This window comes from Sulfitobacter albidus (assembly GCF_018200035.1).
Lineage (GTDB): Bacteria > Pseudomonadota > Alphaproteobacteria > Rhodobacterales > Rhodobacteraceae > Sulfitobacter > Sulfitobacter albidus.
Map to the genome: position 1 here is coordinate 2,940,361 of NZ_CP073581.1, position 14,292 is coordinate 2,954,652.

At 65.3% G+C, this 14,292-nt stretch carries 11 protein-coding genes; 1 reads left to right on the top strand and 10 read right to left on the bottom strand.

What is annotated here, in order from left to right; genetic code table 11:
• The first annotated feature begins 21 nt into the window (after positions 1–21).
• Positions 22–954, top strand: a complete 933-nt coding sequence (locus tag KDD17_RS14365; RefSeq protein WP_212704290.1) for an ADP-ribosylglycohydrolase family protein — start codon at positions 22–24, stop codon at positions 952–954.
• On the opposite strand, the gene KDD17_RS14370 is transcribed toward KDD17_RS14365, so the two are convergent.
• The 10 genes from KDD17_RS14370 to KDD17_RS14415 all read right to left on the bottom strand — a co-directional run bounded on the left by KDD17_RS14370 (position 951) and on the right by KDD17_RS14415 (position 14,163).
• On the bottom strand, positions 951–2,945 hold the full coding sequence (locus tag KDD17_RS14370) for a hydantoinase/oxoprolinase N-terminal domain-containing protein (protein ID WP_212704291.1): 1,995 nt from the start codon (positions 2,943–2,945) through the stop codon (positions 951–953). The two genes, KDD17_RS14365 and KDD17_RS14370, sit on opposite strands and share 4 nt — an antisense overlap.
• Positions 2,946–2,948: 3 nt before the next feature.
• On the bottom strand, positions 2,949–3,995 hold the full coding sequence (gene queG / locus KDD17_RS14375; RefSeq protein ID WP_212704292.1) for a tRNA epoxyqueuosine(34) reductase QueG: 1,047 nt from the start codon (positions 3,993–3,995) through the stop codon (positions 2,949–2,951).
• Between the two features lie 23 nt (positions 3,996–4,018).
• Positions 4,019–4,684: an FtsZ-binding protein FzlA gene (gene fzlA / locus KDD17_RS14380; protein ID WP_212704293.1), complete on the bottom strand. Its 666-nt coding sequence runs from the start codon at positions 4,682–4,684 to the stop codon at positions 4,019–4,021.
• A gap of 52 nt (positions 4,685–4,736) precedes the next feature.
• A complete protein-coding gene (gene mtgA / locus KDD17_RS14385) occupies positions 4,737–5,471 on the bottom strand; it encodes a monofunctional biosynthetic peptidoglycan transglycosylase (protein WP_212704294.1) in 735 nt (244 codons plus the stop codon).
• Between the two features lie 25 nt (positions 5,472–5,496).
• Positions 5,497–6,177 (bottom strand): SGNH/GDSL hydrolase family protein, encoded by a 681-nt coding sequence (locus KDD17_RS14390; RefSeq protein WP_212704295.1) that lies wholly within the window; start codon positions 6,175–6,177, stop codon positions 5,497–5,499.
• 37 nt (positions 6,178–6,214) lie between these two features.
• Positions 6,215–7,105, bottom strand: a complete 891-nt coding sequence (locus KDD17_RS14395) for a Hint domain-containing protein (RefSeq protein WP_212704296.1) — start codon at positions 7,103–7,105, stop codon at positions 6,215–6,217.
• A 139-nt stretch (positions 7,106–7,244) separates the two neighbouring features.
• A complete protein-coding gene (gene gltB / locus KDD17_RS14400; RefSeq protein ID WP_212704297.1) occupies positions 7,245–11,774 on the bottom strand; it encodes a glutamate synthase large subunit in 4,530 nt (1,509 codons plus the stop codon).
• Positions 11,771–12,184 carry a GFA family protein gene (locus KDD17_RS14405; RefSeq protein WP_254796806.1) on the bottom strand — a complete coding sequence of 138 codons (414 nt, stop codon included), beginning with the start codon at positions 12,182–12,184 and terminating at the stop codon, positions 11,771–11,773. Before KDD17_RS14405 ends, gltB begins: the two co-directional genes overlap by 4 nt.
• A 4-nt stretch (positions 12,185–12,188) precedes the next feature.
• A complete protein-coding gene (locus tag KDD17_RS14410) occupies positions 12,189–12,623 on the bottom strand; it encodes a GFA family protein (protein ID WP_212704299.1) in 435 nt (144 codons plus the stop codon).
• A gap of 106 nt (positions 12,624–12,729) precedes the next feature.
• The gene (locus tag KDD17_RS14415; RefSeq protein WP_212704300.1) at positions 12,730–14,163 is read right to left on the bottom strand and encodes an NAD(P)-dependent oxidoreductase; all 1,434 of its coding nucleotides are present in this window, start codon (positions 14,161–14,163) and stop codon (positions 12,730–12,732) included.
• Between the last annotated feature and the right edge of the window lie 129 nt (positions 14,164–14,292).

Sequence of the window (14,292 nt, forward strand, 5' to 3'; positions counted from 1 at the left end):
ATTTTCTGTCAGGAGATCCCTATGCCCACCCGCTCCGCCGATATGCTCTTTGGCGCACTGATCGCCGATGCCGCCGCCCTTGGCCTGCACTGGCTCTACGATCCGGCACGCATCGCCGAGATCGCCGACCGGCGGGGTGGGGCTGCCTTTTGCCCGGTGGATGAAACGCAGTATCACGACGCCAAAGGCATCTTTGTGCACCACGCCCGCAGCGACGGCATGCTCAGCCAATACGGCGAAGTGCTCGCCCTCGCGCTACGATCCATTGCGACCGAGGGTGCGTTTGACGCCACCGCCTACCGCACCGCCTTTGCCGCGCATTTCGGCGCAGGCGGCAGCTATCAGGGCTACATCGACCGCCCCACGCGCGGCGCGCTCGACAACATCGCGGCAGAACGGGACGAGACCGGCATCGACGACGACCAACTCCCCGCAACCGCCACGCTGCCCGCCATCGTCGCGCGTTATCACGGCACGCCGGATCTGCACGCACAGCGCCGCGCCGCGATGGAGGTCACCAACATCAACCCCGTGGCCGACGCCTACAGCGCCGCCTTCGTCGATCTGCTGACCCGCCTCCTCGACGGCACAGCGCTGGCGGATGCGTTGACCGCCACCGCGCAAGCCGCTGATCCCGCCATCCGCGACGCCCTGTCAGACGCGCTCAACACCGATGAGGATGACACCGTAGCCTACGCCGAAGAGGTCGGGCGCGCCTGCCACCTACCCATGGGTGGCCCGGTGATCTTTCACATCCTCGCGCGCAGCCCCGATCCCCGCGACGCGGTCGAGCGCAACATCCGCACCGGCGGCGACAGCTGCGGGCGCGCCATTCCGCTCGGCGCGGCCCTCGGCGCCGCCTACGGCATCACGGCGTTTCCGCTTGACTGGGCCTTGCGGCTCAGCGACGGCCACGCGCTCTGGCAGTCCTGTCAGAAAGTGGCATCAGCCTAGCGCGCAACCCGTGGCCGCCCGGCGGCCTCCACCGTCACGCTCGCCTCGACAAAAACCTCGCGCTCTTCGACGCCCGCGCGGCGGATATCGCGCGTCACGCTCACCTGAATATCCGCTGCCCCCGCCGCTTCGGCCGCCGCCCGCGCACGGGCGCGCAGCACCTCCTCCAGCCGCGCCAATGCCCCGGCTTCGTCGCCAAAATCCTCAGGCCCCTCTGCCAGATGCACGCGGTAACGCCCCTCGCTCGGCGCGGTGATTGTCCCGCTTTCGCGCATGGTCACGCGTCCCACCACCGCCCCGATAGCATTGGCGACCCCGGCATGCGCGGGCAGGATCATCTCACACCCCAGGCGTTCACCCACCGCCGGATAATAGGTCGGCGCCGACGCTCCCAGCCCCACCACCGGCACTGCCAGCCCCGCGTCAATCCGCACCAGCCCACGGTGCCCCGCCAACCCCCGCTGCATCAGCGTGTGCCGCGCCAGTGTCGCGGGATCGCCCTCAAATCCTTCCTCCTCGAACGCGGCCTCCAACAGCGCCAGCGCCGTCTGTTCGTGCAGCTGAGCGATGATCCGCTCCGCCATCGCCTCTGCCGTCTGTGCCAGCCTGTCACCCGACCCCGTCCGACGCCGCGCAAACAGCGCCAGTGCCTTGTGCGCCGCCTCCGCATCCCACGCCTGCGCCAGCCCCAGCGCATGCGCGGCATCAGACGGCGTCACGCCGCCCATCTGCACCAGCCCACGCGCCACCAGCCGCCCCAGCGCGCCCACCTCGATCCGCGCGCGCAGCACGTCTCCCAGCGGTCGCACCCCGTCGCCGATCCGCTCCAGCAGCGCCAACTCCCGCGCGCCCAGCCCCTCTGCGCTCAGCCCCGGCACCGCGCGCACAAACCGCCCGTCATGCTCATTGGGCACCGTCGCGCGCAGCTGCGCATCAAGCACGGCGTGCACGCCCGCATCCTCATGCGCCAGCAGCGCAACCGGCAGCACCCGCCGCGGCCCCAGCGTCACCCCACCGGCCAAACCCTCGCCGATGAAATGCACCTCGCTGTCGCCACCCAGCCCCGTGGTGCGCATCGCGACCGCCTCGACCATGGTGCGAAATGCACCCACACGCGCGCCCCCAGGATCAATCGCGGGCCGCCCGTCGCGCAGTAGCGCCACATCTGTCGTCGTCCCGCCGATGTCGCTGACCAGCGCGTGATCCGCCCCCGTCAGCCACCGCGCCCCCACGATCGAGGCCGCAGGCCCGCTCAGGATCGTCTCGATGGGCCGCTCGCGCGCCTGCGCCGCCGAAATCAACGCGCCGTCCCCGCGCACCACCATCAGCGGCGCGGTCACGCCCAGCTCTCCCAGACGGTCCTGCGCCCGCCCGATCAGCCGGTCAATCATCCCGATCAACCGCGCGTTCAGCAACGCGGTCATCGCGCGCTTTGGCCCGTTCAGCTTTGCCGACAGCTGATGCGAGGCCGACACGGGCCGCCCCGTCAGTTCAGTGACCAAAGCCATCGCCCGCAGCTCATGCGCGGGGTTGCGCGTGGCAAATTGCGCAGCCACGGCAAATCCGCCCACCGCTTCGCCATGCTCTGCCAGAAACGCGCGCAAGGCATCCTCATCCAGCGCCGCCGCCTCGCCGCCCGCGTGATTGTGCCCGCCCGCCAGCACGATAAACGGATCACCCTTCAGCGCATCTGCCAGCCCGTGCGCCTCGATATCGCGCGCCTTGAACCCGATATAGATCAGCGCCACACGTCCGCCCTGCCCCTCGACCAACGCGTTCGTCGCCAACGTCGTCGACAATGACGCAAGCGATATCTCCGACGCAGCAATGCCCGACTGTTCCAGCACCGCGCGCACGGCCTCGCCCACACCAATCGCCAGATCCTGCCGCGTCGTCAGCGCCTTGGCCGAGGCGATCACCTCCGCCTCATCGCGCAGGATCACCGCATCGGTATACGTCCCACCCGTATCGACCCCCAAAAGCAGCGCCATCCTCTACTCCTTCTCCAGCCGCGCCACCGCCCAGCGCGCCGCGTCGGCAACGGCAGGATCCGCATCTTCACACAGACCCTGCGCCACACCACGCAACTCTGCCATTCCCGAATTCCCGATGGCGTACAGCACGTTGCGCACAAAACGATCCCGCCCGATCCGCTTGATCGGAGAGCCTGAGAACCGCGCGCGAAACCCTGCATCATCCAGCACCGCCAACTCCGCGAGGCTCCCCCCCGCCCCGCCGTGATACCGCAGATCACTCGCCGCCACGGCAAACTTGTTCCACGGACAGACCGCCAGACAATCGTCACAACCGTAGATCCGGTTCCCCAGGCGCGCGCGCAAATCTTCGTCCACCGGTCCGCGGTGCTCGATCGTGAGGTACGAAATGCACCGCCGCGCATCCAATCGGTAGGGCGCCGGGAAGGCATCGGTGGGACAGACATCCTGACAGGCGGTGCAACTGCCGCAATGATCCCGCTCCGCGGTATCCGGCGCCAGGTCCAACGTGGTGAAAATCGCGCCCAGAAACGCCCAGTTTCCCCAGTCGCGGCTCACCACATTGGTGTGCTTGCCCTGCCAGCCCAGCCCCGCCGCCTGCGCCAAGGCCTTCTCCGGCACGGGCGCGGTATCCACAAACACCTTCACCTCACAGGGCGCTTCGGCCACCAGCCAGCGCGCCACCCGCTTGAGCCGCTTTTTCACAATGTCATGGTAATCGCGCCCCTGCGCGTAGACGGACACCGCCCCCAGATCGGGTCGCTCCAGCACCGCCAACGGATCATGCTCGGGCGCATAGCTCTCCGCCAGCATCAAGACCGAGCGCGCCTCGGGCCACAGGGTCGCCGGATCCGACCGCCACGCGACCCGATCCGCCATCCACGTCATCTGCCCGTGATACCCGGCCTCCAGAAACGTGGCCAATCGCTCCGGCACCTCGGGCACCGCGTCTGGCCGACAGATCCGCGCGCCCGCAAATCCCTCGTGCAAAGCCCGCGCCACCAGCCGCTCCTTGAGCACAGCCGCCCTTCCTGCACCCTTTTCCAAATACCTACAGCGCTCCGCCAGCTTCAGAAATCAAGGTCATTGTAGTGACGCGGCGGCGGAAACCCGGGCACCTGATCGGCCAGTATCCCGCGAAACGCCGGGCGGGATTTGATCTTGGCGTACCAGTCCTTTACCTCCGGGCAGCTTTTCCAATCCACGTCCGAGATATAATCGAGCGACGACAGATGTGCTGCGGCGGCAAAATCCGCCAGCGTCATCACATTCCCCGCCAGCCAACGCCGCTGGTCCAGCAGCCACGTCATATAGCCAAGGTGGAACTTGATCGCCTTGGCCCCAGCCTTCACGTTCTTGCTATCCGGATAGCCCGCTTTCATCACCTTCTTGTTCACCCGCTCGTACAGCAGCTTGGCCGTCACCTCATGGTGGAACTTGTCGTCAAACCAGCTGACAAGGCGGCGCACCTCCATCCGCTCCACCGGATCATGGGGCAGCAATGGCGGCTCGGGGCGCGTCTCCTCAATGTATTCGCAGATCGCCGCACTCTCGCTCATCATGATCCCGTCAAGCCGCAGCACCGGCACCTTGCCCGCCGGGTTGCGGCGCAGGAAATCGGGATCCTGTTCCCAATAGCGTTCCTCGATCAGATCGACTTCGATCTTCTTTTCGGCGAGGCTCAGGCGCACCTTGCGGCAATAGGGCGACAGCGGAACGTGGTAGAGGCGGGCCATGACAGTCTCTCTTTCGGGGGCTCCCCCTGAATGCCCCGGCGGCGCGCCAGTTTCAACTCTCGAAACATTCCGCCCGGCCGTCCGCGCGGATAGTGGCCGCGCCGGAGCGGATCTGTGCGGCCCGCTTTTGCAGGAAATTTGTGGGCCGACTGGCAGAACGATCCTTGGGCGCTGGCAAAACGGCGGCCAGCGCCGATGCCTGCCGCGCGGTCAACGCTTCGGGTCCGACGCCAAAATAATGCCGCGCCGCCGCCTCCACGCCGAACACACCCTCGTCGAACTCCGCGACATTCAGATAGACCTCGAGGATGCGCCGTTTCGACCAGACCGCCTCCATCAGCGGCGTGATCCCCGCTTCCATTGCTTTGCGCACATAGCTGCGCCCGTGCCAAAGGTACACATTCTTGACCGTTTGCTGGCTGATGGTCGACGCGCCCCGGTTCGACCCTTCGGCAATCGCCAGCCGGATCGCGGCCACATCCAGCCCCCAGTGATTGCAGAAATTCGCGTCCTCCGCGGCGACGGCGGCGCGGGCCATCACGGGCGCGATCTCCTCGATGGGCACCCATTCGTGATCCACGCCCCCCAAACGGCGACTTTCGGAGAACATGTAGGCAGTCGTCGGCGGGTTCACGACAGCACCCAGCAGCACGGCGCCCACGACCCCCAGAAAGGCGATCGCGACCGTGCGCCAGATCGCACGGCGCACGCGCTTTCGGATCGGCATCCGCTCGGGCGCCTTTGCCTTGCCTCTAGTGGATTTCGCTTTTATCGCCCGCTTCGCCATGCCCCAGCTATACCGCCGGGGGGCGTTATTGTGAACGGCCCTCGGCGCGCGCGATCAGATCGGCCAGCGCCGTGCCCAGAAGGGCACTCCCCTCGCGCGAGGGATGCGTGTCGTCGTTCGCAAAATGATCGGGGTTCTCGCGCACAATCACATCCTCCCCGTCGAAAAAGAACGTATCGCCTCGCGCCTCGGCATAGCGCGCGATGCGCCCCTCAAGCACGATCAGATCGTCGGTGCAGCCGGCAAAGGACGTGCCCGGCGAGGTGTAATACCCCATCCACAGCACCCTTGATCCGGACGCGCGCAACCGGTTCAGGAACGCGGGGATCTTTCCGGTCGCCGCGTCCGGCCCGATCAGCGCATCAACAACCCGCGCGCAATCCCCGCAGCCGCAATCGTCAAATCCCAGATCATTGGCGCCCCCGTTCAGCACCACCCAGTTCCACGCGCCGCCTGGATATTGCGCCTGAATGTCGAACCCCACGGCCGAGGCGAGGCCCGACGCGTTGTCGAACTGCGCCCCCGGCACCGCCCGCACCGATACCCGCCGGTCAAGCCTGTCGGCGATGACATTGCCGATATCGGCGTTGTCACTGCCGTTCCACGCCATCACGCTGTCGCCCAACAAAAGGATGTCACCCGATTGCGGGCCACCGCCCACACAGGCAGTCAGAAACAGAAAGGCGGTCAGGATGAAATGGCGCATGCCCCGCCACATAAGGCGGCGGCGGCGCGGGTAAAGGTCAGGCCGCGCGTAAACAGATCGCTTCGGCCCGATGCGCCACAGTGCGCACGGATTCCGCCCCGAAGAGTTGCAGCAATTCCACTTGTTTTGGGTCCATCCGCGCGATCAGCGCGGGATCGGGCAGGCAGCTTTCCGATTGGCAGCCGTCGGCGGTCACGATCTGGTGATCGTCAAAGACCAGATGGATATAGGTCACCGATCCGCCCTCGATCCGCTGCACGCTCGTCCCGTTGACGAGATGTTTCGCCGCCACCAACGCCTCGTCACACCCCATTAATAGTGCCGCGCGCCAATCAGCAATCAGCATCCGGTGTTCGGGCGATACGGCAAAGGCGCGCTCTTGTCCCAGCGCGCCGGCCGCAAAATGGATGGGCGCAAAGGCGCCGTAGGCCCGCACCGTCTGGCGCAGGATCGCCCGCACGGGCTGCGCGCCGTCGTCCAATGTCTCCACCAGATCGCCCACGGCGATCTCCTCGATGCGACGCATGCCGCCGGGCACGTCGATCCGCGCGCCGGTGGTGAAACAGGTCGGCCCAAAGTCACCGACGTCCATCTCGGTGCTGGAAGTGACGAAACTGCTGCCCGCAACCGTCCCGTTTTGCAGAACCTGCCCGTCTGTCGGCGTGAACACCGGGTTGCCGGTCGCCAGATAGAATGTCGTGCCGGTATAGGTGACAGTGCCCACGCCCGGCACGTTGACCGTCAGCGTATCGCCCTCCCAGACCCGCGTGATCTGCACTCCGTTGAACAGATCGTTGTCATTGTCGTCGATCAATCCGTTGTCGTTCACATCCGTCATCTGCGCCCGGAACACCGTGACCGGTGTGCCGGGGGCCGGGGACGTGCCCGGATCGATCTCGAAAAACTGGTCCTTGTAGGTCGTCGGCATATCGCCACTCCTTGCCTGCTGTCAGCGGGCAAGGTGTCGCAACAATTTGTCTCAAACACGGCGGGGCCGGTGCCGGATCGGGGTCATTGCGTGTCAGGCGCGGCGGATTGTTTCCGCGCCTGACACAATTGCACAGGGGTCATTCCGCCGGAACGGCCGTCTCCTCGATCCCCAAAGGCGCGGGAATACGGCTCAGCATCTCCTTGGGGCAGACCTGCACGAAATGCCCGCGCTCGGTCTCCCAATGTTGCAGGATCTCCGCGCCGTGGCGGCTGCCGGTCTCGGCGACGTGACGCTCGATCAGGTCGCGCAGCTCGGCCTCCCAATGGTCGACCGTGACGGGGCAATGCACCAGCGTTTCATGGTTCATCATGTCCACCGCACGCCCCTTGGGATCATACAGATACGCCATCCCGCCGGTCATGCCCGCGCCAAAGTTCGCGCCGACCTGCCCCAGAATGACGGCCACGCCACCGGTCATGTATTCGCACCCGTTGCTGCCACATCCCTCGATCACCACCCGCGCACCGGAGTTGCGCACGGCAAACCGCTCGCCCGCGCGGCCGGCGGCGAACAGGTAGCCATCCGTCGCGCCGTACAGCACGGTGTTCCCGATGATTGTGTTCTCGGCGGCGACAATCGTGCTCGCCATCGGCGGGCGCACGACGACCGTGCCCCCTGACAGCCCCTTGGCCACATAGTCATTGGCGTCCCCGGACACGACCAGCTTCAGCCCCGGCGCCGCGAAGGCCCCCAGCGATTGCCCGGCAGAGCCCGCCAGCTTGACCGTCAGGTGATCGGGTTGAAGATCGTTGCGCATCCCGAATCGTTTGACGATGTGGCTGCTGACCCGCGTGCCCACGGTGCGGTGCGTGTTCTGCACCGCATAGCTCAGCTGCATCTTTTCGCCGTCCTCAAGGAACCGCGCCGCATCGCGCACGATCTGCGCGTCCAGCGTGTCGGGCACCGCATTGCGCGGCTGGTCCCGATCGTAAACCGTGTCCAGCGCCCCATCGACCGAGATCAACAGCGGATTGAGATCCAGATCATCCAGATGCGCCGAGCCGCGCGAGACCTGTGCCAGCAAATCCGCGCGCCCGATCACCTCATCAAGGCTGCGCGCCCCGATAGAGGCGAGGATTTCGCGCACTTCGGTCGCGTAATGCGTGATCAGGTTCACCACCTTGTCGGCATTGCCGGTGAACTTGTCGCGCAGATCCTGATCCTGCGTACACACGCCCACGGGGCAGGTGTTGGATTGGCACTGGCGCACCATGATGCAGCCCATCGCGATCAGCGCCGCCGTGCCGATGCCGTATTCCTCGGCCCCCAGCATCGCGGCCATGACGATGTCACGCCCGGTGCGCAGCCCACCATCGGTGCGCAGCGTCACCCGCTCACGCAGGTTGTTCATCGACAGCACCTGATGCGCCTCGGTCAGCCCCATCTCCCACGGGAGGCCTGCGTATTTGATCGAGGTCGCAGGCGAGGCGCCGGTGCCGCCGTTGTGCCCCGAAATCAGGATCACGTCCGCCTTGGCCTTGGCCACCCCGGCAGCAATCGTGCCCACGCCCGAAGACGCCACCAGCTTGACCGTAACCTTGCAGCGCGGGTTGATCTGCTTGAGGTCATAGATCAGCTGCGCCAGATCCTCGATGGAATAGATATCGTGGTGCGGCGGCGGGGAGATCAGCGTCACCCCCGGCGTCGAATGACGCAGCCGCGCGATCAGGTCGGTGACCTTCATACCGGGCAGCTGGCCGCCCTCACCGGGCTTGGCGCCCTGGGCCACCTTGATCTCCAGCTCTTCGCACTGGTTGAGGTATTCCGCCGTCACGCCAAAGCGTCCCGAAGCCACCTGCTTGATCTTGGCTGACGGATTGTCGCCATTCGCCTCGGGCGTGAAATGCGCGGGATCTTCCCCGCCCTCGCCGCTGTCAGACTTCGCACCGATCCGGTTCATCGCCACGTTCAGCGTCTTGTGCGCCTCAGGGCTCAGCGCCCCCAGCGACATGCCCGGCGTGACAAAGCGTTTGCGGATCGAGGTGATGCTTTCCACCTCCTCAATCGGCACCGCATCGCCCAGCTTTTTGATATCCAGCAGATCGCGCAGGTGGATCGGCGGATTGCTCTGCATCTTGGCCGAATACTGCTTCCACATCTCATAGGACGCGCGGTTGCAAGCCTCCTGCATCATATGCATCGAGGTCGCTTCCCACGCGTGTGTCTCACCTGATTTGCGCGCCTTGTAGAAACCGCCAATGGGCATCACCGTGTCGCCCCCGGACCAGCCCTTTGCATGAACCTCTTCGGTCATGCGCTGAATGCCCTTGATGCCAATGCCGCTGATGCGGCTGGTCATGCCGGGGAAGTATTCCGCACACATCGCGCGGCTCAGGCCAACGGCCTCGAAATTCAGGCCGCCGCGATAGGAGGAAATCACCGAAATCCCCATCTTTGCCATGATCTTGAGCAATCCGGCGTCGATCGCATCGCGGTAGCGCGCAACCGCCGTGGTCAGATCACCGTCGAGCAATCCGCGCCCGATCCGGTCGGCCAGACTGTCCTCGGCCAGATAGGCATTCACCACCGTGGCACCACAGCCGATCAGCACGGCAAAGTAATGCGGATCGATACATTCCGCCGACCGCACGTTGAGCGAGCAGAACGTGCGCAGCCCCTTGCGTGTCAGATGGCTGTGCACAGCACTGGTGGCGAGGATCATCGGCATCCCCACACGGCCCTCACCGGCGCCCTGATCCGTCAGCAGGATATGCCCCGCACCCGACCGCACCGCATCCTCCGCTTCCGCGCGAATGGCGCGCAGCGCGGCGTCAAGGCTCTTGCCCGGCTCAAACGTGCAATCGATGGTGGCCAGCTCCGCATCCAGTTGCGAGGTCAGCTGATCCCACTGCGCGTTGCCCACGAACGGGCTGTCAAGCACCAGAATCTCCGTCTGGCTTGAGCTTTCCTCAAGCACGTTCTTGAGGTTCCCAAACCGCGTTTTCAGGCTCATCACCCGGAATTCGCGCAGGCTGTCAATCGGCGGGTTGGTCACCTGGCTGAAGTTCTGACGGAAGAAATGGCTCAGCGGGCGGTACTTTTTCGACAAGACCGCCGAGGGCGTATCATCCCCCATCGAGGCCAGCGTTTCCTTGCCGTCCTCCGCCATGGGCGCGAGGATCTGCTCAAGTTCCTCGATGGTATAGCCGGCCGCAACCTGACGGCGGCGCAGCTCGGCACCCTCGAACAGCGGCGCCTCGGTCACACCCGCCAGCGCCTCGTCCAGCTCGTTGATCTTGCCGACCCACTCGCCAAAGGGGCGCGCGGCGCTCAGCTTGTCCTTGATCTCCGTATCGCCGTACAGCTTGCCCTCGTCCATATCCACGGCCAGCAACTGCCCGGGGCCAAGCGCGCCCTTCTTGACGACGCGCGCCTCGTCCAGCGGCACCATGCCCGCCTCGGACCCCGCAATCAGCATCCCGTCAGAGGTTACGACGTAGCGCATCGGGCGCAGCCCGTTGCGGTCAAGGCCCGCACAGACCCAGCGGCCATCGGTCATTGCCAATGCTGCGGGGCCGTCCCACGGCTCCATCACCGAGTTGCAGTAGGAATACATGTCGCGCCACGCCTGCGGCAGCTCGATCGCCTGCTTCGACCACGACTCCGGCACCAGCATCGTCTTTGCCATGGGCGCCGAACGGCCCGCGCGCACCAGCACCTCGAACACGGAATCCAGCGCCGCGGAATCCGACGATCCGGCCGCGACGATGGGTTTGATATCCTCCGCCATCTCGCCGAACGCATCCGACGCCATGCGGATCTCGTGGCTCTTCATCCAGTTGAGGTTGCCCTTCAGCGTGTTGATCTCGCCGTTATGCGCCAGCATGCGGAAGGGCTGTGCCAGCCACCACTGCGGGAAAGTGTTGGTCGAATAGCGCTGGTGATAGAGCGCGAAGGCACTCTCAAACCGTTCGTCCATCAGATCGGGATAGAAATCCGCCACCTGCTCGGCCAGCATCATGCCCTTGTAGATGATCGACCGGCACGACATCGACGCGATATAAAGCGTCGGCACCTGTGCCGCGACCGCCGCCTTTTCGATCCGGCGGCGGATCACATACAGCTCCCGCTCGAACGTCTCTTCATCGACGCCCTTGGCGTTGGAGATCAGGATCTGCTCGATCTCGGGGCGGGTCGCGTTGGCCTTTTCGCCCAGACAATCCACGTTCACCGGCACGTGCCGCCAGCCGTAGATATAGTAGCCCATGCGCAGCACTTCGGTCTCGACGATGGTCCGGCAGGTCTCCTGCGCGCCGAAATCCACCCGGGGCAAAAATACCTGCCCCACGGCAATCAGCTCATCCCGGCGCGGCTTGTGGCCAGTACGCTCCACCTGATCGTAAAAGAACGGCACCGGGATCTGCACATGAATGCCCGCACCATCGCCGGTCTTGCCATCCGCATCGACCGCGCCGCGGTGCCAGATCGCTTTCAGCGCCTTGATCCCGTTCTCGACCACCTCGCGCGAGCGTGACCCGTCGATGTTCACCACCAAACCGACCCCGCAAGAGGAATGCTCCTCCTCCGGCGCATACAGACCCTTTTCAGCCATGAAAGCGCGTTTGGCTTCCTCACGGGCTACCCATGCTGCGTCATATTTGGTCATTGGTCGATCTCCTCTCGGGGCGCGAACAGCGCGATTGTCTCTTGGGTCGTCAGCTTTTTCTGCGACCCGGCCAGCGCATAGCCCTGCGGGCAGGCGTCGGCGAAAAATTCCACGGCCAGCGTGCCACCGCCGGCATTGTCAAACAGCCCGGCTGACAGGTGCCGCACGCCATCGGCGACAGTCCCGTACCAAAGCGTCGATCCGCAGGTGCCGCAAAACCCCCGCTCCGCCCAATCGGACGACCGATAGCTCTGCGCAGGCCCGGCCACCGACAGCACCCGCGCGTTGATCGAGAAAAACGGGCCAGAGCCATGCCGCCGACACATGTCGCAATGACACGCACGCAGCTTGGGCGCACCATCGTGGGTCGCCTCCACCTGCACCGCACCGCACAGGCAGTGTCCGGTCATCCGCTCACCCATCGCGCACCTCGCGAAACTGCGGGTTCTTCGCCAGATAGGCCTCCCGCGTGGCAGTCTTGTGGTCGCCCGCGATGCGCAACCACGCGGGCGCCTCATCCAGGTAGATCTCGCTTTTTAGCGGCCAGTCCCGTGCGGCGGCAAAGAGACCCGGCATCAGGTCATAATCCGCACCCTCCGCCCGATCCCGCACCCACAGATGGCTGCCGCAGGTCTCGCAAAACGCCCGCTCCGCGAACTCCGACGACGCGTATGTTCGCACCTGCCCCGTCACGCGCACAGTCTCCGCCGCTGCCGGAAAGCCTGCGAACACCGTTCCGCTCCAGCGGCGGCACATGCTGCAATGGCACGCTCCCACCCAACCGGCGGGCGCGCTCAGCGTGATTTCAACCGCACCGCAAAGGCATCGGCCATCGATCTGTTCAGACATCCTTAACCCCCTCCGCGATCCGGGTCAGCACCGCTGACCGTTTAACGTTTTGGTGACTGACACAGCGGTGCACGAGCGGTGTACGCCCTGTGCACATCGTGTGACTCTACTCCGCCGCGACGGCCGGCGCCGCGCTCAACTGCTCAAGGATGGCCTCGGCGCAGTCGCGCCCGTCCTTGATCGCCCAAACGACCAGCGACGCGCCGCGCACGATATCGCCCACGGCATAGACGCCCTCGGCCTCGGTCTTGCCGGTGATGTAGTCGGCCTTTACCGTGCCCCAGCGATTGACCGGCAGATCGGGGCAGTCCCACAGCGTCGGCAGATCCTCGGGCTCAAATCCCAGCGCCATGATGACCAGATCCGCCTCCTCGGTATAATCGGACCCTTCGATCACCTCCGGCGCGCGACGCCCGGTGGCATCGGGCTGCCCCAGCCGCATTTTCTGCGCCAGAACGCCGGTCACCGGATCGCCGGTAAATCCTTTGGGTGCGGTCAGCCATTCGAACACCACGCCTTCTTCCTCGGCATTCTGCACCTCGCGTTGCGAGCCGGGCATGTTGTCCCGGTCGCGGCGGTACAGGCACTTCACGCTGGTCGCCCCCTGACGGATCGAGGTGCGCACGCAATCCATCGCCGTGTCGCCGCCGCCGATCACCACGACGCGCTTGCCTTCTGCATTCAGACTTCCGTCGCTGAACTCCGGCACATCGTCGCCAAAGCTCTTCTTGTTGCTCACCGTCAGGAAATCAATCGCCCGCGCGATGCCCGGCACACCCACGCCGGGGGCCTGCAAATCACGGCTTTTGTAGACGCCCGTGGCGATAATCACGGCATCATGGGCGCTGCGGATCTCGTCGAACGTGATGTCGCGCCCGACCTCGCAATTCAGACGGAAGGTCACGCCCGACTGCTCGAGCTGTTCGTTGCGGCGGACCACCACGTCCTTCTCCAGCTTGAAGCCGGGGATACCGTAGGTCAGCAACCCGCCCGCGCGATCGTAGCGGTCGTAGATCGTGACCTGCACACCGGCGCGGCGCAACATATCCGCCGCCGCCAGCCCGCCGGGGCCCGCGCCGATGATGCCCACGCTTTCGGTCCGCTCTTGCGCCGGGGTAATCGGCTGAACCCAGCCCTCTTCCCACGCGGTATCGGTGATGTATTTCTCGACCGAGCCGATGGTGACGGTGCCGTGGCCCGACGTCTCGATGACGCAGTTGCCTTCGCACAGACGGTCTTGCGGGCAGATACGGCCACAAATCTCGGGGAAGGTATTGGTCGCCTGACTGACCTCCCATGCCTCACGCAGCCGCCCCTCGGCGGTCAGGCGCAGCCAGTCGGGGATGTTGTTGTGCAGCGGACAATGCGACTGGCAATAGGGCACGCCACACTGGCTGCACCGGCTCGCCTGCTCTGCTGCCTTGGCCTCGGCGTACTCGGCGTAAATCTCTTTGAAATCCTCGCGGCGTACCTCTGCCTCCCGCTTGGGCGGCATGTCGCGCGCGACGTTCGTAAACTTCAGCATGGGTTGCTTGGCCATCGGTCAGCTTCCTTCGGATTCCGGTCAGAGCCCACCGCTTACCGGAAGGACAGACGGAATAAAAGGCAGCAAAGCTGACCTATATACGGATTTTCGCCTGCCGCGCCGCGGCATTTTTGACCATCCAGC